This window comes from Rhodopseudomonas palustris BisB18 (genome assembly GCF_000013745.1).
Lineage (GTDB): Bacteria > Pseudomonadota > Alphaproteobacteria > Rhizobiales > Xanthobacteraceae > Rhodopseudomonas_A > Rhodopseudomonas_A palustris_F.
The window spans coordinates 988,483-1,011,190 of record NC_007925.1 but is presented as its reverse complement, the minus strand read 5'-3'; the positions used below and the strand labels follow the sequence as shown (position 1 = coordinate 1,011,190).

The window sequence follows — 22,708 nt, the reverse complement described above, 5'->3', positions numbered from 1 at the left end:
ATTATCAGCGCAACGACCCGACGAACCGTCATGCTCGACGCAAAGATGCAGAGCTAGAGGTCCGTCATCCTGAGGTGCTCGCCGTCTTCGGCGAGCCTCGAAGGACGACGGACCGGATGTCCGGCGTCGAAATCCACAGCACCCGCAGCCCATCCTTCGAGGCGCGTCGCAACAGCTCCGCGCGCCTCAGGATGACGGCGATTGCGTTGCGGGCGCAGCAATGGCGGGATCGATAAATGCAATACGGCATCGCCTTCGCACCCCTCGTTCCCACGCTGGTGCTGTGGATCGCGCTCGGCGCAGCGCTGCTGATCGCAGCATTGCTGTTGATCGGCCGCACCCGCGGCGCGGTGATCCGGATCGCCGCATTGGCGCTGATCGTGCTGGCGCTGGCCAATCCGTCGTTCACCCGCGAGGAGCGCGAGCCGTTGTCGAGCGTCGCGGCCGTCGTCATCGACAAGAGCCCGAGCCAGAATTTCGGCACCCGCACCCAGCAGACCGCGCAGGCGCAGGAGGCGCTGGTCAACCGCCTGAAGCAGATTCCCGGCCTCGAGGTTCGCGTGGTCGAAGCCGGCCAGGCCGACGGCGAGACCGACGGCACCAAATTGTTCGGCGCGCTGTCGACCGCGTTGTCCGACGTGCCGACCGACCGCGTCGCCGGCGCCTTCCTGATCACCGACGGCCGGGTCCACGACGTGCCGGCCAATGCCGCGGCGCTCGGCTTTGCCGCCCCGGTGCACGCGCTGATCACCGGCCGCAAGGATGAGCGCGACCGCCGCATCGCCATCACCGCGGCGCCGCGGTTCGGCATCGTCGGGCAGACCCAGACCATCACCTACCGGCTCGACGACCAGGGCATCAGCAATGAACGCGCCCGCGTCGCGGTGCGCCGCGACGGCGAGACGCTGAGCGAGCGCACCGTACTCAGCGGCCAGACCGTCAGCGTCGATATCGAGATCAAGCACGCCGGCCCCAACATCGTCGAGATCGAGGCCTCGCCGATCGAGAACGAGTTGACGCTGGTCAACAACCGCGCCGTGGTGGCGATCGACGGCGTCCGCGACAAGCTGCGCGTGCTGTTGGTCTCCGGAGAGCCGCATGCCGGCGAGCGCACCTGGCGCAATCTGTTGAAATCCGACGCCAGCGTCGATCTGGTGCATTTCACCATTCTGCGGCCGCCGGAAAAGCAGGACGGCACCCCGATCAACGAACTGTCGCTGATCGCGTTTCCGACCCGCGAATTGTTCCAGCAGAAGATCAACGAGTTTCAGCTGATCATCTTCGATCGCTACGCCCGCCAGGGCGTGCTGCCGATTGCTTACTTTGACAACATCGCGCGCTATGTCAGGAACGGCGGCGCGGTGCTGGTCTCGGCCGGCCCCGACTACGCCTCGACCACCTCGATCTGGCGCACGCCCTTGGATAGCGTACTCCCGGCCGAGCCGGTCGGCGTCACCGAAAAACCGTTCTACGCGCATCTGTCGGATGCCGGCAAACGCCATCCGGTGACGCGAGGCCTGGAAGGCTCAGGCACCGAGCCGCCGCATTGGGCGAGGTTCTTCCGCACCGTGGACACCCGCAACGCCACCACGCCGCCGGTGATGACCGGCGCCGACGGCAAGCCGCTGCTGCTGCTGCAACGCTACGGCGAGGGCCGCGTCGCGTTGCTGCTCTCTGACCACATCTGGCTGTGGGCGCGCGGCTATGAGGGCGGCGGCCCGCACCTCGACCTGTTGCGGCGGATGTCGCACTGGCTGATGAAGCAACCGGATCTCGACGAAGAGGCGCTGCGGCTATCTCTGCAAGGCAAGGAGTTGCAAGTGACGCGGCAGACCATGGCGGACGCCGTGACGCCGGTCACTGTGACCTCGCCGTCCGGCAAGACCCGCGAGCTCACGCTCGCGGCCTCCGATCCCGGCGCCTGGCGCGGCCTCACCCCGGCCGACGAACTCGGACTGTGGCAGGCCACCGACGGCACGCTGAAGGCGCTGATCAATGTCGGCCCGCTCAACCCGAAGGAATTCTCCGAAGTCACCTCGACCACCGAGGTGCTGAAACCGCTGGCGCAGGCCAGCGGCGGGGATTCCCGTCGCGTCACCGACGGCGACAGCCTCGACATGCCGCGGATCGTGCCGGTGCATTCCTCCAGCGTGTTCCGCGGCGACGGCTGGATGGGGGTGCGGATGCGCGACGCCAGCGTGGTCACCGGGGTCGGCGTGCTGCCGATCTTCACCGGATTGATCGGGCTATTGCTGCTGCTCGGCGCCTTCGCGGCGACCTGGCTGCGCGAGGGGAAGTAACAAGTCTTCATCGAGAGAGACCTGGCGCCGCAAATCGGGTTTCGTGTCCCGGGCAAGGAGCAGCGCCCTTCGCGCTGCTCCGCAGAACCGGGACCGTTACGAATGCCGCGTTCCGTTACGGCCCCGGCTCTGCAGCTCACCACGCCGCTTCGCGGCGCGCTGCACTGCGTCCGGGGCACGCTTCCCTCTTCCGGCGACCAAGTCTGTCGCCAGGGCCGCGTACGCCCTACTTCCCCGCCTCCGCCTTGCGCTCGACGAAGGTCTTGCCGCCCTTCATCTTGTGCGCCAGCGGCGCCTCGTTGATCTGGATCACCACGGCATCGGCGTCGACGCCAAGATGCGTCACCAGCGCCTTGGTGATATCGCGCATCATCGCGGCCTTCTGCTCGTCGCTGCGACCTGCGGCCATGTTGATGGTGATCTCGGGCATTTCAAGTTGTCTCCGTTGTCGATGAGCCGCGCTGCGATGCGCGGTAGTGACTTAGCGCGCCTGCCATTGCCGCGCCACGCCGGCGAGATCGTCCGACACGGCGGCGCGGATCGCCGAGGGGGTGCGGGAAAACCGCGGCGCCGGCGCCGGCTGCAGCACCCCGTCATGGGAGACGAACGCCGCGCGCTCGGCCATGTGTGGATGAAGCGGCGCTTCCGACAGCGACAGTACCGGCGCAAAGCAAACGTCGGTGCCTTCCATGATCGCGCACCATTCGGCGCGGGTCTTGGTCTTGAACAGCTCGGCCATCTTGGCTTTCAGCGCCGGCCAGTCCTTCGGACTCATCTGCCGATCGAACGCCGGATCGTCGAGCCCAGCCAACCGGCGCAGCTCGGCATAGAACTGCGGCTCGATCGCACCCAAGGCGATGAACTCGCCGTCTTTGCATTGGTAAGTGCCGTAGAAATGCGCGCCGCCGTCCAACAGATTGCTCTCGCGGCCATCCTTCCAGCGCCCGGCGGCTGAGAGTTCGCAGAACAGCGACATCAGCGACGCCGCGCCGTCGCACATCGCCACGTCGACCACCTGGCCCTGGCCGGATGTCTTCGCCTCGAGCAGGGCTGCGAGCAGCCCAACCACCAGATACAGCGCGCCGCCGCCGTAATCTCCGACCAGATTGAGCGGCGGCACCGGTCTGTCGCGCTCGCCGATCGCGGCGAGCGCGCCGGTGAGCGCGATGTAGTTGATGTCGTGGCCGGCGGCCCCACTGAGCGGGCCGCTCTGGCCCCAGCCGGTCATCCGCGCATAAACCAGGCGCTTGTTGCGGGTGGTGACGACGTCGGGCCCGAGCCCGAGCCGTTCCATGACACCGGGCCGATAGCCCTCGATCAGCGCGTCGGCGCCGTCGCATAGCTTCAGCACCTCCGCTATGCAGGCCTTGTCCTTGAGGTCGGCTGTGATGCTGCGCCGGCCGCGCATCATCACGGTGCCGCGCAGCCCCATCTGCTGCTCGCCGCGGCTCAGCGTGACGACGTCGGCGCCCATGTCGGCCAGCATCATCGCGGCGAACGGCCCGGGGCCGAGCCCGGCGAATTCGACGATGCGAAGGCCGCTCAGCGGGCCGGAGGCGGCCGGGCGATCGCGCGCCGAACCGGATGCCGGCGGCGTCAAGGTCTCGGTCACGCGCGCGTTTCCATGGGCTCGCTCCTGCGGTTCGCGGCGTTCGCCGTTGGGGGGATTGTGCCGTCGGCCAAGCGCGCCGGCAAGCGCGACCTCGCCTGCGGAATTCCGTGCGCTGAAACGTCGCCGCACGAATCATCTTTGGACTGATTGAGTTCTGCACGGCCCGGCCTTATCCATAAGTGATGAGTTCGAAACACACCACGCGCCCCAACGTCTTGCCATGGCCGCCGATGCTGCTGGCCGGTGCCGCGGTGGGTGCGATCCTGCTCGGCGGCGCGCTGCCGCTGCCCGCCTTGCACGACGTTTCGATGGCTTGGCTGGGCGGCGCGGTGGTGCTGATCGGGATTGCGCTCGACGTCTGGGCGATCGTCACCATGCGGCGCGCCGACACCAACATCCTGCCGAACCGTGCCGCCGATCTGCTGGTGACCTGGGGACCGTTCCGCTACACCCGCAACCCGATTTACGTCGCCAATACCATCCTGCTGATCGGCATCGGCATCGCGGTCGGCAATTACTGGTTCATCCTGTGCGCCTTGATCTCGGCGGTGCTGGTCGACCGGCTGGCGATCCGCCGCGAGGAGCACCACCTCGCCGCGCGCTTTGGCGCCGACTGGATCGACTATTCGCAGCAGACCCCGCGCTGGCTGTTCTAAAATCCCAAGCCGTCATTCCGGGGCACGAGCCGCGTGAGCGGCGAGTGAGCCCGGAATCCATAACCACCGCAGGGGATATCGATTCCGGACTTGCTCGTTCTAACGAACTCGCAATCCGGAATGACAGCCGCTTGTGGGTTGGATGCTCAACCCAACCGAACTAGCGCCGCGCCTGAAAGAACTGCCGCAGCATTTGCGCCGAGCGGCTCTCGCCGAGCGCGGAATAAACCTCCGGGACGTGGTGGCAGGTCGGCTGTGCGAAGAACCGCACCCCGGACTCCACCGCGCCGCCTTTCGGATCGGCGGCGCCGTAATACAGCCGCCTGATCCGCGCGAACGAGATCGCCCCGGCGCACATCGTGCACGGCTCCAGCGTGACGTAGAGGTCGCAGCCGGACAAGCGTTCGCTGCCGAGCGCGGCTGCCGCCTGCCGGATCGCCAGGACCTCGGCATGAGCGGTCGGATCGCGGTCGGTCAAAGTGCGGTTTCCGGCGCTGGCGATCACCGCGTTGTTAAGCACGATGACGCATCCGATCGGCACTTCCCCGGCGTTTTGGGCGGTTTCGGCGGCTTTCAGCGCCAAATCCATGAAAGATGCTGCGGTCATGCCTCGTCTCAACCGAAAAACTCTGCTAGGACAAAACCATTCAGCAAAAGTGGATGCCGGTTTTGCGTGAGAATGCGCCTTGAACAAAGAGTGCGCGCTCCTGCGATCCCGTTGACGTCCCTGCCCGCCATTCCGGATATCGAAACGAGACCTTCATGCCCCGCGATAACGACAAAAACAACGGCCCCGCGCGCGGCCGGCGCGACCGCCCCTCGGGCGGCAAGGGCGCAGCCGGCCACAAGGGCCGCTCCGGCGCCGCGCGCGGCCCGGAAAAGAAATTCGCCAAGCGCGCCGGCGCCACCGACGGCGCGTTCGGCGGCGAGAAGAAAAGCTTCGGCAGCAAGCCCTATGCCGGCCCCGGCAAGCCCTATGCCGGCAAGCGCGAAGGCCCGCCGCCGCGACGCGACGACGACCGCGCGCCGCGCCGGGATTTTTCCGATGCGCCGCGTCCGCGTTTCAACAAGGATGACCGCCCCGCCCGCAGCGGCGGCGACCGGCCCGATCGCGGGCCGCGCAAGGAGTTCGGCGAGAAGCGCGCCTATGCGCCGCGCGAAGGCGGCGGCGAGAAGCGGCCCTACACGCCGCGCGGTGAAGGCGGCGGCGACAAGCGACCTTACAGTCCGCGGCCGCCGCGCGAGGGCGGCTACGAGAAACGCCCCTACACCCCGCGCGGCGATGCGCCGCGCGGCGAGCGTTCGAACTTCAACGATCGCGGCCCGCGGCAGGATCGCGGCGGCGATGCCCGCCCGGCGCGGTTCTCCGACAAGAAGTTCGGCGACAAGCGCCCCTACACCCCGCGCGAAGGCGGCGGCGAGAAACGACCCTATACGCCGCGCGGCGAAGGCGGCGGCGACAAGCGGCCGTATAGCCCGCGACCGTCGCGCGACGGCGATCGTCCGTTCAGCGCGCGGCCGCAAGGCGAGCGCAAATTCGGCGGCGAGAAAAAATTCGGCCGCGGCGCGCCGGATCGCGGCCCGCGCAAGGAGTTCGGCAGCCGGCCGGATCGCGGCGCCGATCGCGGCGAGGCCAAGCCGTGGCAGAAGCGCGACGCCTCCGCGCCGGATCACGTCGGCCGCAATGCGCGGCCCGCCCGCGACGGCGCGAGGAATTTCGACAGGCCGGATTTCGACAAGCCGCGGTTCGATCGCCCGCGCGAGGAAGGTTCCAGCGGGGAACGTCCCCGCTTCTCGCGGCCGCGCGAAGACCGTCCGAAGTTCGATCGTCCGCGCGAGGCGCGCAGCGCCTGGCAGGAGCATCCGCGCTCTGAGCCGAGCGAGGCCGGAGAGCGGCCGCGCCGCGACAACGAAGACGACAGCAAGGTGTTTGCCAAGCGGCCGGCGTTCGGCGGCCGCGGCGCGTTTCGCGAGCGCAAGCCGGACGAGCGCCGTCCGCCGCGCCCGCCGGCGCCGAAGAAGGCCGGCGAACGGATCGCCAAGGTGGTGTCGCGCGCTGGCCTTTGCTCGCGCCGCGACGCCGAGGAGTGGGTCACGCAGGGCCGCGTCGCGGTCAACGGCCGCATCATCAATTCGCCGGCGCTGGACGTGACGACCCGCGACGTCATCACCGTCGACGGCAAGCCGTTGCCGCTGCCGGAGCGCACGCGCCTCTTCATGTATCACAAGCCGCGCGGGCTGATGACCACCCACGCCGATCCGGAAGGCCGGCCGACCGTGTTCGACCATCTGCCGGACGGCCTGCCGCGGCTGATCTCGATCGGCCGGCTGGATTTCAACACCGAGGGCCTGCTGCTGCTCACCAATGACGGTGGCCTCGCCCGCACGCTGGAATTGCCCGACACCGGCTGGCTCAGGCGCTACCGCGTCCGCGCCCATGGCGAGGTGACGCAGGGCCAGCTCGACGAGCTGAAGAAGGGCGTCGAGGTTGACGGCGTGAAATACGGCTCGATCGACGCCACGCTGGAGCGCGACCAGGGCGCCAATGTCTGGCTGGTGTTCGCGATCCGCGAAGGCAAGAACCGCGAAGTCCGCAACGTCTTGGCGCATCTCGGGCTCGAGGTGAACCGGCTGATCCGGGTCTCCTACGGCCCGTTCCAGCTCGGCGAGCTGGAAGAAGGCCAGGTCGAGGAGGTAAAGACGCGGGTGTTGCGCGAACAGCTCGGCGAGAAGATCGCCGCCGCCTCCGGCGCTGACTTTGCAAGGCAGATTCCCAGCAAGGGCGACGTCGATCTCGATCCGGTGGTGGTGAAGAAGCCGGTCTACAAGCGCGGCACCGTGGAGGACCGCAAGGGCCGCCGCGTGCTGGTGCAGCGCACCGGCAGCGAGGAAGCCCGCGCCCGCAACGAGGCCGAAGCCAACGGCTACGGCCCGCCGCGCCGCCCGACCCGCGGCTACAAGGGCAAGCGCGACCTCAAGCCGCGCGACGAGTGAGACGAGACGTGAGTAGCCTAAGCGTCAGTAGCGCTCGCCACAGCTCCGGCGTCATCCTGAGGAGCCCGGCGAAGCGCAGCGAAGCCGGGCGTCTCGAAGGATGGCCGCGCGCATCTTCGCCGGTTGCTACCCCCACCCCCGACCCCTCCCCACAAGGGGGAGGGGAGCGCGCTGCCGGTGCCGCAAGGTCGCGGCAAGAAGCGCTCCGTCAGCAGGCGATAGTCTAATGCGCGTGGTGGGCGGACGGCTGAAGGGGCGCAACATCGCGTCGCCGACATCGCGCGACATCCGGCCGACGCAGGACCGCCTGCGCGAGTCGCTGTTCAACATCCTGATGCACGCCTACGGCAATCCGATGCTGGATGCCCGCGTGCTCGACCTGTTCGCCGGCACCGGCGCGCTTGGCATCGAGGCGGTGTCGCGCGGCGCCAAATTCGCGCTGTTCGTCGACAACGGCGCCGAGGCTAGAGCGCTGCTGCGCAACAACGTCGAGGCGCTGGGCCTCGGCGGCGTCACCAAGGTCTATCGCCGCGACGCCGGCAATCTCGGCCCGGCGCATCCGGTCGAACCGTTCGCGCTGGTGTTCTGCGATCCGCCCTACCGCATGAAGCTCGCCGAGAAGGCGCTGATCTCACTGCGCGACGGCTGCTGGCTGATCCCGGACGCGCTGGTGGTGGTCGAAGAGGCCAAGGACGCGGCGTTCGCGGCGCCCGCCGGCTTCGACGAACTCGAACGCCGCGCTTATGACGACACCGAATTCACGCTGCTGCGGTTCGGGGCGAAAGCGGTCTGACCGCAATCAGCTAATTATCCCTGCTACGATTCAAGTCGTAATGCCGTGTTGGCCGATGCGCCGCCGCGTCGGCAGCGCGCTCCCCTCCCCCTTGCGGGGAGGGGTTGGGGGTGGGGGTGCTAAAAGGCAAGGCGGTCGCTTGGGGGCCCCCCTCCCCGACCCTCCCCCGCAAGGGGGGAGGGAGCAGAACGGCCGCGTCGCGAATTCGCCGCGCAAAAAATAGCCGGAGAACTTAAGTCAGATCCGCAGCCGCGATCCAGAACACCTCGGCCTCGGACTCCTCGGTGTCGAGCCACAATAGCGGCAAATCGGGGAACGCCGCGTCGATGTTGTCGCGGCCGCGGCCGATCTCGCACAATAGCCCGCCCGTCGGGGTGAGGTGCTGCTTCGCCTCGGCGAGAATCCGCCGCACGATGTCGAGCCCGTCCTCGCCGCCAAAGAACGCCAGCTCCGGCTCGGCGCGGCATTCCTCCGGCAGATCGGCCATGCCCTGCGCATCGACATAAGGCGGGTTGGAGATGATCAGGTCGTAGCGGGTGTCGCCGAGCGGCTTGAACAGATCGCCTTGATACAGCGTCACGCGATCCTCGAGCTCGTAGATGTCGATATTCTCCGCGGCGACTTCCAGCGCGTCCGGCGAGGCGTCGACGGCGTCGATCCGGGCATTGGGAAAGCGCTGGCTCGCCAGCACCGCGAGGCAGCCGGAGCCGGTGCACAGATCGAGCACGCTTTCCACCGCCTCGGGATCGCCGATCAGCGAACCGTCCTCGCCGTCGAAATGCGAGCCGAGCAGTTCGCCGATGAACGAGCGCGGCACGATCACCCGCTCGTCGACATAGAACGGCAGGCCGAGCATGTAGGCCTTGTTGACCAGATAGGCTGCGGGCAGCCGCGTCGTCACCCGGCGATGGATCACCTCGAGGATCTGCTCGCCCTCGGCTGCGGTGACCCGCGCGGCGGCAAACTCCTCGAAACGCTCGGGGTGCAGATACAGCGTGTCGCAGACCAGGAACGCTGCTTCCGACACCGGATCGGTGGTGCCGTGCGCGAACGCCAGATTGGCTTCGGCAAAACGGCTGACCGCATAGCGGACGTAATCGAACAGGGTCTGCAATTCACCCGGCGCGATCTTGGCAAATGGCGACTGCGGCGTGGCCGGGGGGGTCGCCGCCGGCTTGGCTTTGGATGTCGGTTTGGGCTTGCCGGCCGCCTTGCTCGCGGTCTTGCTCGCGGTCTTGGCCTTGGATGCCGCCTTGGCGGTGGGCTTGGTCTTGGTTGTGGTCTTGGTTGTGGTCTTGGCCTTGGTCGTCGCCTTGGCCTTTGTCGTCTTCGCCATCAAGTTTTGTCCCAGCGGGCTGCTGCCGCGTCATCGTGTTGTTGAGCGGCGACCCAATCGGAGCCGTCGGCTTTTTCCTCGCGCTTCCAGAACGGCGCGTGAGCTTTCAGATAATCCATCAGGAATTCGGCGGCCTGGAACGCGGCCTGGCGGTGCGCCGAGGCGGTCAGCACCATCATGATGTTGTCGCCCGGCGTCAGCCGGCCGACGCGGTGGATCACGGTGACGCCGGTGAGTGGCCAGCGCGCGCAGGCTTCATGGGCGTGGCGCTCGATCTCGGCCTCGGCCATGCCGGGGTAATGCTCCAGCGTCATCGCCGCGAGGCCGCCGTCGCCGCGGCAGATGCCGCTGAACGACACCACCGCGCCGATGTCGGTGCGGCTGGCGGTCAATGCCGTAATCTCCTGCGCGAGGTCGAAATCGGCGTGCTGGATCCGAATGGTGACGGGAGCGCTCATCGAGGACTAACCGCCGGTCATCGGCGGGAACAGCGCCACTTCGTGGGCGCCGGCGATCAGCGTCTCCGGCTTGACGTGGGTCTGGTCGATCGCGGCGCGGATCACGCCGGGCTTCTCGAACGCGTAGGCATAGGTCTCGCCGCGGCCGGCCAGCCAGCCGATCAGTTCGCCTACGGTACGAACGCTGTCCGGCGGCTCCAGGGTCTCTTCGGCGACGCCGATGCGCTCGCGCACCCAGGCGAAATATTTCAGCTTCATGCCGCGTCCTCTTCGATGAGATGATGAATGCCGGCGCGGAAATAGTCGTAGCCGGTGTACATCGTGATCAGCGCCGAGATCCACAGCAGCAACAGCCCGATCTGGGTGTTGAACGGCAGCACCTGATCGCCGGCCTCGCCGGCCAGCAGGAAGCCGATCGCGATCAGCTGAATGGTGGTCTTCCATTTCGCCAGCCGCGTCACCGGGACGCTGACCCGCAAGGCGGCGAGATATTCGCGCAGGCCCGAGACCAGGATCTCGCGGCACAGGATCACGATCGCCGCCCACAGCGTCCAGCCGTGGATGATGCCGTCGGCCGCCAGCATCAACAGGCAGGAGGCGACCAACAGCTTGTCGGCGATCGGATCGAGCATGCGGCCGAACGCCGAATGCTGATCCCAGATCCGCGCGTAGTAGCCGTCGAGAAAATCGGTGACCGCGGCCATCACGAACACCGCCAACGCCACCCAGCGCAACCACAGCGGGCCGTACATGATCGATTGCGCGAAAACGCACCCGACTACCACCGGGATCGCGGCGATCCGGGCGAAGGTCAACAGGTTCGGAAGCGAGTAGGTATGCTTCGCGGTGGTTCTGGTGGAAACGCTGTTCATCCGCCTTACCAATACTGCCCAAGCTTGAAGGTCAACCACTCCCCGACCCAAAAGGTGAGGACCCGGCGCGCGCCGGTTTTAGTCCGATCCGGGCACAATCCCTAGCCCGGTTGGGGGTGGAAATAATCGAAAATCCGTTTGGCGCTTTCGGCGCTGATGCCCGGAACCTTGCCGAGGTCGCCGAGCGAGGCGCGTTCGATCTCTTTCAAGGTCCCGAAGTGGTGCAGCAAAGCACGTTTGCGTGACGGCCCAATGCCGGGAATCTCCTGCAACCCGGCCTCGCGAATATCCTTCTTGCGCAGCTTGCGATGCGACCCGATCACGAAGCGGTGCGCCTCGTCGCGCAGCCGCTGGATAAAATACAGCACCGGATCGCGCGGCTCCAGCTTGATCGGCAACCGATCCGGCATGAACAGGGTTTCGCGCCCGGCGTCGCGGTCCGGCCCCTTGGCCACCGCCATCAAAGTCACGGTCGACAGCCCCAACGCCTGAAAGATCTCCTGAACCGCGTTGAGCTGGCCGCGGCCGCCGTCGATGATCACCAGATCCGGCCATTGCGGCACCTCGTCGTCGGGCTTCGGCTTTCCCGCCTCGGCCTCCGGCGGCGGCGCCAGCAGCCGCTTGAAGCGGCGCTCCAAGACCTCGCGCATCATGCCGTAATCGTCGCCCGGGGTAATGCCCTCGGAGCGGATGTTGAACTTGCGGTACTGGTTCTTGATGAAACCGTCCGGCCCCGCGACGATCATCGCGCCGACCGCGTTGGTGCCCTGGATGTGGCTGTTGTCGTAAACCTCGATGCGCTTCGGCGTATGCGGCAGCTTGAGCGTGGTGACCAGGCCCTGCAGCAGCCGGGTTTGCGTCGCGGTATCGGCGAGCTTGCGGCCCAGCGCCTCGCGCGCATTGGTCAGCGCGTGGCCGACCAGTTCCTTCTTCTCGCCGCGCTGCGGGGTGAGAATTTCCACCTTGTGGCCGGACTTGATGCACAGCGCCTCGGCCAGCAATTCGCATTCCTCGATTCGGTGCGACAGCAGGATCTGCTTCGGCGGCGCCTTGTCGTCGTAGAACTGCGCCAGGAACGCGGCCAGCACCTCCTCGACCGTGAACGTCTTTTCGGCGCGCGGGAAATACGCCCGGTTGCCCCAGTTCTGCCCGGTGCGGAAGAAGAACACCTCGACGCAGAAGTAACCGCCCTCCTGGTGGATGGCGAACACGTCGGCTTCTTCCACGGTGCGCGGATTGATGCCCTGCTGCGACTGGATCGCCGACAACGCGGCGAGGCGATCGCGGTACAACGCGGCGGTTTCGAACTCGAGCTCGGCCGACGCCTTCTCCATCTCGCCGGCGAGTTCCTGCTTCACCAGCCGGCTGCGGCCGGAGAGGAAGTCGGTCGCCTCGCGCACCAGCGCGGTGTAGCCGGGAAAATCGATCTCGCCGGTGCAGGGGCCGGCGCAGCGCTTGATCTGGTACAACAGGCACGGCCGGGTCCGGCTCTCGAAGAACGCGTCGGTGCAGGAGCGCATCAGGAACGCGCGCTGCAGCGCGGTGATGGTGCGGTTGACGGAGCCCACCGAAGCGAACGGCCCGAAATAGCGCCCGGGACGCGACTGCGCGCCGCGATGCTTGATGATCTGCGGCGCCCAATGGTCGCCGGTGATCAGGATGTAGGGAAACGACTTGTCGTCGCGCAACAGCACGTTGAAGCGCGGCCGCAGCTGCTTGATCAGATTGGCTTCGAGCAGCAGCGCCTCGGTCTCGGTGGCGGTGGAGATGATCTCGACGCTGACGGTGGCGGCGATCATCCGCGAGATCCGCACCACATGGCCGGTCGGCCGCGCGTAAGACGCCAGCCGCTTCTTCACGTTCTTGGCCTTGCCGACATAGAGCACGTCGGAGGCGGCGTTCAGCATCCGGTAGACGCCGGGCGAGGTCGGAGCGAGCCGCACCGCCTGCGCGATTGCCGAGCGGCCAATGGCGAGCGGCCCCGCCGCCACCTCGTCGCCGGCCTCCTCGGGAACCTGCGGCAGAACCGGCTCGTCGTCGTCCTCGGCAGCGAGGCTTGCGGTCGCGGCATCGACGTCAGCGGCGGGTTCGACCGCGTCCTGCGACGGCTGCGGCGTCGCGCCCGCGGCGCCGGCGGCGCGTTCGGGTTCCGCCGCGGCGTCGGCCGCGACCTCGGGGGTGTCGGTGGGGTGTTGAATCATCCGGCCAAATTTAGGCCTTCGCGGCCGCGACTGCCAGCGCGCAGCACCACGGCGGAACGGCCGCGGCGGCCGGCAGAGCGCAAAAGTAAGGATCTCTTAAACATCAATACTGGTCGATACCGGGGTCGCGCGGCGCTTTAACAACCGCTTAACTTAAAACTCTCGATAAATCTTAGCGGTAAAAGAGAGCATTCCGTAACCATCCGGGTCTTCTTTGCCCGTCGGTTGTCCCACGCCCGACGCAGCGTCAAGGAGTGTCGAGATGAGCAAGATTGCGATTGCGACGGCGGCCGTGCTGGCCGCGGGCCTGAGTTCGGCGCAAGCGGCGGATCTGCCCTACGGCGGCTCGCGCGCGCCCTACACGGTGTATCAGCCGCTCAACGCCCATAGCTGGGCCGGCCCCTATCTCGGCGGCAACCTGGGTTATGCCTGGGGCGACGTCCACAACAGCGCGACCGAGCCGTCGGGCGTCGCCGGCGGCGTGCAGGCCGGCTACAATTGGCAGTCGGGGCAATTCGTCTACGGCCTCGAAGGCGATATCGCGATCACCGGCGCGGACGATACGTTCGCGTCCTGGAAGTTCTCCAACCCGTGGTTCGGGACGGTGCGCGGCCGGGCCGGCTACAGCTTCGACAACCTGCTGGTCTACGCCACCGGCGGTCTTGCCTTCGGCGAACTGAAGGGCGAGCGCTTCGGCCAGTCGAATTCCAGCACCAATGCCGGCTGGACCATCGGCGCCGGCGCCGAATTCGGCCTGAACCAGAATTGGAGCGCCAAGGTCGAGTATCTCTATGTCGATCTCGGCGGAAGCAATTTCAGCATCACCGGCGTGCAGAACAGCTATCAGTTCGGCATCCTGCGGGTCGGCGTCAACTACCACTTCTAACAACAACCCTTCGCGACAAGAAAACAACCTGAAGCGAACTCCCGGCCGTTCTGCGGCCGGGATTTTTTTGTGCGGCGAGCGCAGTAATACTCGGCGAACGGACGGCTACTGCGCAGCAGACTTTGCCGTTGAATTGGCGGCGGCGCCGCATCGCCGCCGCCATCCCGAGGCGGCGCTTTGACGACGCCCCGCGTCGTCAAAGCGCCCTGGAAGGATGGGCTGCAAGTACGTACCCGGATCCGTCATCCTTGGATCGTCATCCTTCGAGACGCCCGGCTTCGCCCTGCGGGCTTCGCCGAGCTCCTCAGGATGACGGCTACGCGTTTCAGGACAGCACCAGATTGACCGCCTTGGGGCCCTTGCCCTTCTTGTCCGGCTCGACTTCGAAGCTGATCCGCTGCCCTTCGATCAGGTCCTTCAACCCGGCGCGCTCCACCGCGGTGATGTGCACGAACACGTCGCGGCCGCCGTCGTCCGGCTTGATGAATCCGTAGCCGCGCTCACCGTTGAAGAACTTGACCGTTCCCGTCATCGCCATCGGGAAACTCCCTTCCCCCGCATTGCTTTCCCCGCCGCGCGCGCGCGGCGGCTCGACCGGTCATTGCGCTGTTCGGAAAGCTGGGCCGTGCGAGCGGGGCAGAGCTGTCGCCTGCCGGTTCAAAAGCGCCCTCGGGCCGTATCACTCCGCCGCCCCCATTTGCGGAAGCGGAACGTCAAGCCAGTCCAATAGTCGTAAGCATAATACGGTTCATTGCGGGTTGCCTACCATCAGTTGCGACTTTTCGCATCTGACCGTGATACCTGCTCAAGGCTTAGCCACTTATGGCTTGGTCACTCAAGGCTGGTCACTTAAGGTTTGGCCACTTAGGGCTTGGCCACTTCCAGCCTGAACCGGCCGGCGCCGCCGAGGCCGAGCGGCTTTTCCAGCTCGGGCAGGATGATTTTCAGCTCGGCCGCCAGCGTCCAGGGCGGGTTGACGATCAACAGCCCGGTCGACACCAGCCCGGCCTCGGCGCTCTGCGGCGCGATGCTGAACTCCAGCCGCAGGCAGCTGCCCGGGGTCGGCGCCTGGCTCGCCACCTCGGCGACATGGCGGGCCAGCGCGTCGGTCGCCCGCCGGCTTTTCACCGGATACCAGATCAGATAGCAGCCGCTCGGCCATTTCGCGAAGGCGGCGGAAAACCCATCCGCGACCTGCTCGAACTCGTCCTTGCGCTCATAGGGCGGGTCGATCAGCACCAGCCCGCGGCGCTCCTTCGGCGGCACGAAGGCCGGCAGGCCGACCCAGCCGTCGAGATCGACCACCTTGGCCTGGGTGTCGCGGTGCAGCGCCTTGATCAGCCGCTTGCGCGCGGTGAGTTCGACCTCGCAGGCCACCAGGCTGTCCTGCGGCCGCAGCAACGCCCGGGCGATCAAGGGCGAGCCCGGATAGGTGGTCAGTTCGCGCTGCGGGTTGAAGGCGCGGACGATGTCGAGGTAGGGCGCCACCAGCGGCGCGGCCTTCTCGGAGAACCGCGCCTGCATGATCCGGGCGATCCCGGTCAGCCATTCGCCGCTGCGGCTGGCCTCGTCGCCGGCGAGGTCATAGACCCCGGCGCCGGCATGGCTGTCGATGACCCGGAACGGCGCGGGTTTTTCCTGCAGATAGGTCAGGATACGCACCAGCACGAGGTGCTTGATGACGTCGGCGAAACTTCCGGCATGGAAGGCGTGGCGGTAATTCATGGCGAAGCAGTAGCGCGGTTTCCGCGACCGGGGAAACCGGTTTTGCGGCCGATCAGCCGTCAAACCGCGATCCGCTCGGTTTTTCAGGGCCACGGCCGGCTTGGAGCCAGCCGCATTGACGGAAAATTAGGCTTGTTTCAGCTGCGTGGCATTGGCAGCAGGGCCGCACCAGACCGATCCAGCTGCCCCCCGGCCGACGCCCGCGCCGCGCGCCGCAGCTGCAACGGTGTCGGGGGGTTAACGGGCTGTTTAACCACCGGTGCTAGTTCTTACGTCTGAAGGAAGGCAAGTCGTTCTCAGGTCTTGTCTTCAGGTGTGTCGGCCTGACCGGCAGTTGTTCATTGATTTCGACGCACCTTCGTCGTGCGCGGTGGGAGTTCAAGATGGCGGTCGATCTGTCGATGACGGTTCTGGTGGTCGATGACTACAACACCATGATCCGCATCATTCGCAATCTGCTCAAGCAGCTCGGCTTCCAGGACATCGACGACGCCAGCGACGGCTCGGCGGCGCTGGCCAAGATGCGCACCAAGAAATACGGCCTGGTGATCTCGGATTGGAACATGGAGCCGATGACCGGCTACGACCTGCTCAAGGAAGTCCGCGCCGATCCCAACCTGGCGATGACCCCGTTCATCATGATCACCGCGGAATCCAAGACCGAGAACGTGATCGCCGCCAAGAAGGCCGGCGTCAACAACTACATCGTCAAGCCGTTCAACGCCGCGACGCTGAAGACCAAGATCGAAGCCGTGTTCCCGGATCACGTGCCGGCGTAAAACTCTGGAAGCTCGCCGCACATGCGGCGATTCTGTCCGTCACTTCGCTCACCACGTCATGGCCGCGCTCGTCGCGGCCATCCACGCCCACACGGGAGGCCTTGCCTGTTTCCGTGGATGGCCGGGACAAGCCCGGCCATGACGCGGAGAGGTCGGTGACTTTCGCAACGTCACCGGTGCAGAGCCGGCTCCCATGAGGAAGTAGGGCCTGCGTGGCTTGGCCGCGCCCTACCAGCGCAATTCGCGAGTCAGCGCCCGCGGCGGGTGGCCGAACAATTCGCGCACCTGCAAGGCATCCAGCCCGTCGAGACCCTCGAACGCCGCGGCGTGAATCCCGCGGGTGACGAACAGGCAGTCGATGCCGAAGCGCTGCGCGCCGGCGAGATCGGTGCGCACCGAATCGCCGATCGCCAGCACCCGGTCGAGCGGCACCGGGGCTCCGCGTAACGCCTGCGCGATCGCCAGAGCGCGCTGGTAGATCGGCCGGTGCGGCTTGCCGTAGAAGATCACCTCGCCGCCGAGCTCGCGATACAATTCGGCGATCGCGCCGGCGCAATACACCAGCCGGTCGCCGCGCTCCACCACGATGTCGGGATTGGCGCAGACCAGCGGCAGCTTGCGCGCCAGCGCCTCTCCCATCATCACCCGATAGTCCTCGGCGGATTCGGTCTCGTCGTCGAACGGGCCGGTGCAGACGATGTAGTCGGCCTGATCGAGCGGCGCGAACACCGCATCGAGCCCGCGATAGATCGAGTTGTCGCGCTCCGGGCCGAGCCAGAACACCGACTGGCCGTTGCGCGCGGCGACGTAATTCCGCGTCAGGTCGCCGGACGAGACGATCGCATCATAGTTGTCGTCGGCGACGCCGAGCTTGCGCAGCTGCCGCTGCACCGAATCCGCCGGGCGCGGCGCGTTGGTGATCAGGATCACCGTGCGGCCCTGGTCGCGCGCGGTCTTCAAGGCCGCGCAGGCGTCCGGGAAGGACTCCAGCCCGTTGTGCACGACGCCCCAGATATCGCTGAGCACGACGTCGACGTCGGCCACCAGCTCGCTCAGATGCTCGACAAAACGCAAGATTGTCATCGGCTGCTGCGCCGCTCAGTTCGGGCTGGCGGAGCGGCGCACCAGCGCGGCGTTGCCGGTGACGCGCTTGGGATCGATCCGGCCGATCTCGGTGCGTGAGGCCTTGGTGCTGTCATGACTTGCCCGTTGGTCGTGGTTCGGCGCGACCGCCGCATGGCCGTTGGTGGCGGCGTCCGGCCGCAGCGGGCGGGGTGCGGCGAACAGGAAGCCCTGGCCGAACCGGACGTCGAAATCCAACAGGTCGACCACCGCGCGTTCGCCCTCGATCCGCTCGGCGATCAGATCGATGCCGAAGCGGCCGAGCAGATCGCACAGATCCGCCGGATGGATGTTGGCCGACGGCGCTTCGTTCTGCAGCATCAACGCCGCAGGCACCTTGATGAAGCGCACGCCGCGATCGGCCATATCGCGCGGATCGAACCGCAGGTCGGTGACGTGGTCGATCGAGAAGCGATAGCCGCGCTGCGCCAATGCTGCGACATGTTCGATCTCCATCGGCCCGAGATTGCGGAACGCGTCCTGCTTGAACTCGATGATGAAGGAGCCGGCCAGCGCGCGGTTGGCCTCGAGAAATTCCAGGCATTGGCCGAAGGTGTCGGCGTTGGCCAGCGTCGAGGCGGCGATGTTGCAAAACACCCCGACCTCCTTGTTGCGCACCATCAGCCGGCGCAGCACCTGCATGCAGCGCAGCAGCAAAGCGTGGTCGATCTTGCCCATCAGCTGCGCGGATTCCGCGGCGGGGATGAACTCGTCGGCGGTCAGCACCTTGTCGCTGTCGTCGCGCAGCCGCGTCACCGCCTCGTAGAACCGCACCTTGCGCTGCGGCAGCGAGACGATCGGCTGCAGATAGATGTCGACGCGATTGGCCTCGATGGCGTTTCGCACCGCGATCGCGAGTTGCGCCTCGCTGCGCAGCGGCGGCGGCTGCAGCGCGGCGGGCTCGCCGACCGGCGCGGCGATCACCGTGGGGGCGATCTGGACGCTGACCGGCTCGCCGTCACGCGGCGGCACCACGATCGGCGGCGCCTCCATCCGTCGCGCCACCGGCGCGGCCGGCGCTGACGCCGCCGCCAGCAGGTCCTCATGGCTGGCGACGGTGTTGGCCAATTGCTTGACCATGGCGCCGAGTTCGCTGATTTCGTCGCGCACGATCTGGGTCTGGTCCGGGCCGTGACCGGCGGCGGCGCCCGGCGCCCGGCCCTCGAGGGCGGACAGCCTTCGGCCGAATTCGGCGACTTGCCGCGCCAGATCGCCGATGCCGCGCGACAGATCGGCGACCTGGCCGGAGACGTCGCTGCGGTCGCGCAGCCGCATCGCCACCGCGTTGTACAGCACCAGAAAGGTCAGCGTGGTCATCGCCACCAACGCCGATTCGCCGAAGCTGAACCGGGCCATCGAATACAGCACCATGCCCAGCGAGGCGGAGACCAGCACCATGCAGATGGCGATGAATATCGTGGAAATACGGATCATCGAACGCGGACGTTTCTCCGAGGCATCGCCCGGCCAGGTGGATTACCGCTGGCCATCAAACCATGCCCCAAATGACAAAAGCCGCGCATTCCGGTCGAAGTCCCGGCCTCCAGCTACGGAATACGCAGCAGTCGCAACTGTTGCGCCATCATTGGTGATTCGGCGGACGTGTCCACTGCTTTCGTCCGCCGCTCACAGGAGCTTCAGGCGACCGCGCGAATCACCTTGGACAGCTTCTCGGCGATTTCGCCGATCTGCTCCTCGCTGACGATCAACGGCGGGGTCAGCGCCAGGGTGTCGCCGGAGATCCGCATCATCAGATCGTGGTCGTGGAACGCGGTGTTGAGCGCGTCATAGCCGCGGGTGCCGGCGGCGTCAGCGCGCGGCGAAAGATCAATGCCGGCGGTGAGCCCGACGGTGCGGATATCCACCACATTCGGCTCGTTCTTCAGCGACATCATCGCCTCAGCCATGATCGGCTCGAGCTTCAGCGAACGCTCGAACAGCTTTTCGTCGCGGTAGATGTCGAGCGTGGCGAGGCCGGCGGCGCAGGCCAAGGGATGCGCCGAATAGGTGTAGCCGTGGTACAGCTCGCAGGCGTGCTCCGGGCCGGTCATGAAGGCCTCATGGATGCTGTCACGCACCAGCACGCCGCCCATCGGCACCGCGCCGTTGGTGACGCCCTTGGCGAAGGTCAACAGATCCGGCGTCACCCCGTAGCGCTCCGAGGCGAAGGCATAGCCGAGCCGGCCATAGCCGGTGATCACCTCGTCGAAGATCAGCAGAATGCCGTGCTTCTGGGTGATCTCGCGCAGCCGCTTGAGATAGCCCTTCGGCGCCGGCAGCACGCCGGTGGAGCCGGACATCGGCTCGACGATCACCGCGGCGATCGAATTGGCGCCGTGCAGCGCCACCAGACCCTCGAGGGCCTCGGCGAAATGCGCGCCGTAATCCGGCTCGCCGATGCTGAAGGCCTGCTTGGCGCGGTCATAGGTCGCCGGCAGATGGTCGACGCCGGCGATCAGAGCGCCGAACATCTTGCGGTTGGCGCCGATGCCGCCGACCGCGGTGCCGCCGAAGCCGACGCCGTGATAGCCGCGCTCGCGGCCGATGAAGCGGGTGCGGGCGCCCTCGCCGCGGATCTGGTGATAGGCCAAGGCGATCTTCATCGCGGTGTCGGCGGCTTCCGACCCGGAGTTGCAGAAGAACACCTGCTCGAGCCCCGCGGGCGCCAATTGGGCGATCCGGCTGGCGAGCTCGAACGCCTTCGGCTGGCCGAACTGGAACGGCGGCGAGAAGTCCAGCTCCTCGGCCTGCTTGGCGATCGCAGCGGAGATTTCCTTGCGGCCGTGGCCGGCGTTGCTGCACCACATCCCCGAGGCGCCGTCGATCACCTTGCGGCCGTCGGCGGTGAAATAATGCATGTCCTTGGCCCCGACGATCATCTTCGGCGCCTGCTTGAACGAGCGGTTCGCGGTGAACGGCATCCAGAATGCCGCCAGATCGTTCGGCACGTTGACGGCGGGCGCGGAGCTTTTGTCGAGCATAGGGATCCTCATCGGGGCGCGGGGCGCGGGACGCATCGGGCCATTTGGGCCACAGGCGATCGGCGCACAGGCTATCAGCTTCGCGGGGCCACGGAAACGCCGCCAGCCCATCTATTTCAGCGGGGCATATATCCGATCGCGGCGGATTTGCGCCGGATCGGACAACCCAAGCTTGCTGTCCGCGGGGTCGGCTGCTACCAACCCGGCCTCAGATTGAAGGCGAAAATGGCTGAAAAACCCAAAAAATCCCAGAAACTCCGCGCCCGGCTGCCGCGCGGCCTCGCCGATCGCGGCCCCGCCGAACTCGCCGCGACGAGGGCGATGGTCGAGACCATCCGCGCGGTCTATGAGCGCTACGGCTTCGAGCCGGTGGAGACCCCGGCGTTCGAATTCACCGACGCGCTCGGCAAGTTCCTGCCCGACCAGGACCGCCCCAACGAGGGCGTGTTCTCGTTCCAGGACGACGACGAGCAATGGATTTCCTTGCGCTATGACCTCACCGCGCCGCTGGCGCGCTATGTGGCGGAGAATTTCGACTCTTTGCCGAAGCCGTATCGCAGCTACCGCAACGGCTACGTCTACCGCAACGAGAAGCCCGGCCCCGGCCGCTTCCGGCAATTCATGCAGTTCGACGCCGACACGGTCGGCAGCGCTTCGCCCGCCGCCGACGCCGAGATGTGCATGATGGCTGCGGATGCGATGGAGGCCTTGGGCATCCCGCGCGGGTCGTATGTGGTGAAGGTGAACAACCGCAAGGTGCTCGACGGGGTGATGGAGTCGATCGGTCTCGGCGGCGAGGAGAACGCGGGTCGCAGGCTCACGGTGCTCAGGGCGATCGATAAGCTGGATCGGCTTGGTATCGAAGGGGTAAAGCTCCTGTTGGGGGAGGGCCGTTGGGACGGGGGCGAGCAAGGTAAAGGCGATTTCACAATTGGCGCTCAGCTCTCCCCGGAAACCTCCACTCCAATCTTGAATTATCTAGATCTCGGTATTCGTGTTGCCCGTGATCGAGTCGAATCACCTAATCGCGAACTCGGCATAGTAGGGTATTTGGAGCAGATAGTAAGCGGCTCCGAAACTGGAGCTCAGGGAACGACGGAATTAGCTCAAATCGTCCGTCTAGTTGAAGCAGCCGGATACGATGATGGTCGCATCCGCATCGACCCTTCGGTCGTCCGCGGCCTCGAATACTACACCGGCCCAGTCTACGAAGTGGAATTGCTGCTCGACACCAAGGACGAAAAAGGCCGCCCGGTCCGCTTTGGCTCAGTCGGCGGCGGCGGGCGCTATGATGGATTGGTGTCGCGATTCCGCGGCGAGCCGGTGCCGGCCACCGGCTTCTCGATCGGCGTGTCGCGGCTGCAGGCGGCTCTCACGCTGCTCGGCAAGCTCGACACCAGGCCGCAGGCCGGCCCCGTGGTGGTCACGGTGTTCGACCGCGACCGCGTCGCGGACTATCAGAAGATGGTGGCGCGCCTGCGCGCCGAAAACATTCGCGCCGAACTCTATCTCGGCAATCCGAAGAACATGGGCAACCAGCTGAAATACGCCGACAAGCGCAATTCGCCTTGCGTGATCATCCAGGGCTCGGACGAGAAGAACGATCCGGACGGCGCGCAGATCATCGTCAAGGACCTTGTGCTCGGCGCCGAATTGGCGTCGCTGGAAAAGGACCGCGAGGAATATCTGCAGAAACAGGCCGAGGCGCAGCGCAAGGTGCCGGAAGCCGACCTCGTCGACGAGGTCCGCCGCATCCTCGCCAAGCATAGCGTGCGCTGGAGCTGATCGGCTTCCAGCGCGCGGTCGCTGCTACGCCCCCCACCGCCGTCACCCTGAGAGCCTGCCCCGGACTTGATCCGGGGTGCCCGAGCAACGCGAGGGCCTCGAAGGATGCGGCCGCGAGTCCCGCGCTGCTCCCGCCCCGCCCGTAGCCCATCCTTCGAGACGCCCGGCTACGCCCTACGGGCTTCGCCGGGCTCCTCAGGATGACGGC

Annotated in this window: 19 protein-coding genes and 1 pseudogene; 7 read left to right on the top strand and 13 right to left on the bottom strand. The window is 66.6% G+C overall.

The window, feature by feature from the left end:
- Positions 1-236: 236 nt before the first annotated feature.
- The gene (locus RPC_RS04590; protein ID WP_011471390.1) at positions 237-2,300 is read left to right on the top strand and encodes a membrane protein; all 2,064 of its coding nucleotides are present in this window, start codon (positions 237-239) and stop codon (positions 2,298-2,300) included.
- A 226-nt stretch (positions 2,301-2,526) separates the two neighbouring features.
- Here the strand turns inward: RPC_RS04590 and RPC_RS04585 are convergent.
- Together RPC_RS04585 and RPC_RS04580 are read right to left on the bottom strand one after the other, a co-directional pair.
- Positions 2,527-2,733: pseudogene (locus RPC_RS04585) on the bottom strand (tautomerase family protein); the annotation flags it as partial.
- A gap of 48 nt (positions 2,734-2,781) precedes the next feature.
- Complete coding sequence (locus RPC_RS04580) at positions 2,782-3,912, bottom strand: CaiB/BaiF CoA transferase family protein (RefSeq protein ID WP_041801390.1); 1,131 nt, start codon at positions 3,910-3,912, stop codon at positions 2,782-2,784.
- A 182-nt stretch (positions 3,913-4,094) separates the two neighbouring features.
- On the opposite strand from RPC_RS04580, the gene RPC_RS04575 reads away from it, so the two are divergent.
- A complete protein-coding gene (locus tag RPC_RS04575; RefSeq protein ID WP_011471387.1) occupies positions 4,095-4,568 on the top strand; it encodes a methyltransferase family protein in 474 nt (157 codons plus the stop codon).
- Between the two features lie 160 nt (positions 4,569-4,728).
- On the opposite strand, the gene RPC_RS04570 is transcribed toward RPC_RS04575, so the two are convergent.
- Positions 4,729-5,175 carry a nucleoside deaminase gene (locus RPC_RS04570; protein ID WP_011471386.1) on the bottom strand — a complete coding sequence of 149 codons (447 nt, stop codon included), beginning with the start codon at positions 5,173-5,175 and terminating at the stop codon, positions 4,729-4,731.
- Positions 5,176-5,330: 155 nt separating this feature from the next.
- Between RPC_RS04570 and RPC_RS04565 the strand changes: the two genes are divergently transcribed.
- Positions 5,331-7,562 (top strand): pseudouridine synthase, encoded by a 2,232-nt coding sequence (locus RPC_RS04565; RefSeq protein WP_011471385.1) that lies wholly within the window; start codon positions 5,331-5,333, stop codon positions 7,560-7,562.
- Between the two features lie 226 nt (positions 7,563-7,788).
- Complete coding sequence (rsmD, locus tag RPC_RS04560; protein WP_011471384.1) at positions 7,789-8,355, top strand: 16S rRNA (guanine(966)-N(2))-methyltransferase RsmD; 567 nt, start codon at positions 7,789-7,791, stop codon at positions 8,353-8,355.
- A gap of 232 nt (positions 8,356-8,587) precedes the next feature.
- Here the strand turns inward: rsmD and prmB are convergent, their stop codons facing one another.
- The 5 genes from prmB to uvrC form a co-directional block, all read right to left on the bottom strand.
- Positions 8,588-9,691 (bottom strand): 50S ribosomal protein L3 N(5)-glutamine methyltransferase, encoded by a 1,104-nt coding sequence (gene prmB, locus RPC_RS04555; RefSeq protein ID WP_011471383.1) that lies wholly within the window; start codon positions 9,689-9,691, stop codon positions 8,588-8,590.
- Complete coding sequence (locus tag RPC_RS04550) at positions 9,691-10,149, bottom strand: molybdenum cofactor biosynthesis protein MoaE (protein WP_011471382.1); 459 nt, start codon at positions 10,147-10,149, stop codon at positions 9,691-9,693. The genes prmB and RPC_RS04550 overlap by 1 nt, the downstream gene beginning before the upstream one ends.
- A 6-nt stretch (positions 10,150-10,155) precedes the next feature.
- Positions 10,156-10,407 (bottom strand): molybdopterin converting factor subunit 1, encoded by a 252-nt coding sequence (moaD, locus tag RPC_RS04545; protein WP_011471381.1) that lies wholly within the window; start codon positions 10,405-10,407, stop codon positions 10,156-10,158.
- On the bottom strand, positions 10,404-11,021 hold the full coding sequence (gene pgsA / locus RPC_RS04540) for a CDP-diacylglycerol--glycerol-3-phosphate 3-phosphatidyltransferase (protein WP_041801389.1): 618 nt from the start codon (positions 11,019-11,021) through the stop codon (positions 10,404-10,406). The genes moaD and pgsA overlap by 4 nt, the downstream gene beginning before the upstream one ends.
- A gap of 101 nt (positions 11,022-11,122) precedes the next feature.
- The gene (gene uvrC, locus RPC_RS04535) at positions 11,123-13,222 is read right to left on the bottom strand and encodes an excinuclease ABC subunit UvrC (RefSeq protein ID WP_011471379.1); all 2,100 of its coding nucleotides are present in this window, start codon (positions 13,220-13,222) and stop codon (positions 11,123-11,125) included.
- A 262-nt stretch (positions 13,223-13,484) separates the two neighbouring features.
- Between uvrC and RPC_RS04530 the strand changes: the two genes are divergently transcribed.
- Positions 13,485-14,108: an outer membrane protein gene (locus RPC_RS04530; protein ID WP_011471378.1), complete on the top strand. Its 624-nt coding sequence runs from the start codon at positions 13,485-13,487 to the stop codon at positions 14,106-14,108.
- A gap of 325 nt (positions 14,109-14,433) precedes the next feature.
- Here the strand turns inward: RPC_RS04530 and RPC_RS04525 are convergent, their stop codons facing one another.
- Both RPC_RS04525 and RPC_RS04520 read right to left on the bottom strand, forming a co-directional pair.
- Positions 14,434-14,646, bottom strand: coding sequence for a cold-shock protein (locus RPC_RS04525; RefSeq protein ID WP_011471377.1), 213 nt, complete (start codon positions 14,644-14,646; stop codon positions 14,434-14,436).
- A 326-nt stretch (positions 14,647-14,972) separates the two neighbouring features.
- Positions 14,973-15,833 (bottom strand): 23S rRNA (adenine(2030)-N(6))-methyltransferase RlmJ, encoded by an 861-nt coding sequence (locus RPC_RS04520; RefSeq protein WP_011471376.1) that lies wholly within the window; start codon positions 15,831-15,833, stop codon positions 14,973-14,975.
- A gap of 383 nt (positions 15,834-16,216) precedes the next feature.
- On the opposite strand from RPC_RS04520, the gene RPC_RS04515 reads away from it, so the two are divergent.
- Positions 16,217-16,612, top strand: coding sequence for a response regulator (locus RPC_RS04515; RefSeq protein WP_011471375.1), 396 nt, complete (start codon positions 16,217-16,219; stop codon positions 16,610-16,612).
- A 228-nt stretch (positions 16,613-16,840) separates the two neighbouring features.
- On the opposite strand, the gene RPC_RS04510 is transcribed toward RPC_RS04515, so the two are convergent.
- The 3 genes from RPC_RS04510 to RPC_RS04500 form a co-directional block, all read right to left on the bottom strand.
- Positions 16,841-17,695, bottom strand: a complete 855-nt coding sequence (locus RPC_RS04510) for a TIGR01459 family HAD-type hydrolase (protein WP_011471374.1) — start codon at positions 17,693-17,695, stop codon at positions 16,841-16,843.
- 15 nt (positions 17,696-17,710) lie between these two features.
- Positions 17,711-19,168, bottom strand: a complete 1,458-nt coding sequence (locus RPC_RS04505) for an EAL domain-containing protein (protein ID WP_011471373.1) — start codon at positions 19,166-19,168, stop codon at positions 17,711-17,713.
- Between the two features lie 203 nt (positions 19,169-19,371).
- The gene (locus RPC_RS04500; protein WP_011471372.1) at positions 19,372-20,715 is read right to left on the bottom strand and encodes an aspartate aminotransferase family protein; all 1,344 of its coding nucleotides are present in this window, start codon (positions 20,713-20,715) and stop codon (positions 19,372-19,374) included.
- A 225-nt stretch (positions 20,716-20,940) separates the two neighbouring features.
- Here RPC_RS04500 and hisS point away from each other — a divergent pair, with 225 nt between their 5' ends.
- Positions 20,941-22,500, top strand: a complete 1,560-nt coding sequence (gene hisS, locus RPC_RS04495; protein ID WP_011471371.1) for a histidine--tRNA ligase — start codon at positions 20,941-20,943, stop codon at positions 22,498-22,500.
- The last annotated feature ends 208 nt before the right edge of the window (positions 22,501-22,708 follow it).